Origin of the sequence: Arthrobacter sp. H14 (genome assembly GCF_000520495.1) — a bacterium.
GTDB lineage: Bacteria > Actinomycetota > Actinomycetes > Actinomycetales > Micrococcaceae > Arthrobacter_C.
Genome location: NZ_KI914710.1, coordinates 3,260 through 4,709 on the forward strand (window position 1 = coordinate 3,260; position 1,450 = coordinate 4,709).

The window sequence follows — 1,450 nt, forward strand, 5'->3', positions numbered from 1 at the left end:
GGAGGCATCGGCTCCGTCGGGGTGTTCCTCCCAGCCGATCCAGGCGGACGGGACAAAAATGCGCAGGAAGGCAAGCTGGCCCTGGACTACGGCATGCATTGGTTCAAGGGGCAGACCTTGGGCAATGGGCAGGCTCCGGTCAAGAGGTATAATCGGCAGTTGCGTGACCTGATCGCCGCAGGCAAGGCGAAGCCGTCCTGGATTGTCTCGCACGAAATTTCCCTCAACGAGGCGGCAGATGCTTACCGCAATTTCGATGACCGCACCGATGGCTGGACCAAGGTTGTCATTAAGCCTTGATCCACCGCGTTGATCCCGCTGGTGCGCGCTTCCACCGATCGTAGCCTGAGGGCGAACACACCAACTCCAGGACCTTGAGTATATTCAGCTACCTCAGCGCGGCCCTGATCATCCTTTGAACCTGGTGTTACTGGTCCTGACAGTCAGCGGACTAGCCTGAGGCCCGGCCCGTCTGGACGTTCCATACAGACGTTATCCGGGGGGCGCAGCGCAGCTCAGCACTTGATCAGCGGCGGCAGCAGATCCGGCCCCCGCTCCGCGGTGCCTACCAGTCGAATCGACCAGATCGTCCAGGATCCGGGACTTTCCTGCATGATTGGTGCTGTTACAGGCGAGGGTCTTCTTCTTCGTCGCAGTTTGCTGCTGGGTGCATCATTAGTTTCATTGAAAGGGGCATAAGCTGCATCCGAGTCTGCACGCCCGGGTGAGGCGGAGGTTTTGTTATGAGTCATCGCGGGGTTTCGTCGGAGCCGATTGCCCTCGGCGGTGGCCTGCTGGCCGCAGCCGGTGGCGCCTACGCCCTTCGCCGCCACATGAAGGCCGGCAGCTAAGGGTAGAGCATCTCATTTTTGGACCATGACTGGTCGTGATCCAGGATGAAAGAGGCCGCCGCTTCCGATGGGAGCGGCGGTCTTTTTTCATCATGCGAACCCCTGTTTCCCGGGGACGCGAAGACGGGTCGAGGGCCACCTTCGAGGTGTATAAGAGCGAGATCTATCCAAAGAACGACTTCCCCACCAAGGCCGTGTACCAACCGACCGAAGGCGCGGAGCTGCGGCTGATCACCTGTGACGGCTTCACAGAGTCCTCAGGCGAGTTCGTGGAAAACCTCGTCATCTACGCCAAACTCGTAGACGCCCAATAGGACTCCAAAGGCAACGTACAGGACCGCAAAACGAACTCTGCCCATTCCATCTTGCGTGCGCCGGTCTGCGGCCAGCTTTAGGGGGGCGGGAACGAATATTGTCTGTCCGCGATGCCGGAATCGGTCACCATGGTCACTAAAGTCGATACCGCCTCAGCGGCGCGGCACTTCGAAAATCACGACGGCGCCTACATCTCCTTATCCCCGGATTTCGGGTCGTGCCCGGCAACGCATGCCCCGTACCGGCGTGAGCCCTATATCAGCGCGGACATTCCCCTGGCTGCC

At 60.1% G+C, this 1,450-nt stretch carries 1 protein-coding gene and 1 pseudogene; both read left to right on the forward strand.

The genetic code is table 11. From position 1 onward, the window contains the following. A pseudogene (locus Y707_RS28600) lies at positions 1–300 on the forward strand (aldehyde dehydrogenase); the annotation flags it as partial. 643 nt (positions 301–943) lie between these two features. Then, entirely contained in the window at positions 944–1,165 is a 222-nt protein-coding gene (locus Y707_RS30345) for a sortase domain-containing protein (RefSeq protein ID WP_155853277.1), read from the forward strand. Positions 1,166–1,450: the final 285 nt, after the last annotated feature.

What these genes read in the sequence shown, in the direction of transcription:
- Y707_RS30345 (WP_155853277.1), top strand. Translation starts at nt 944, where the DNA reads ATGCGAACCCCTGTTTCCCGGGGACGCGAAGACGGGTCGAGGGCCACC.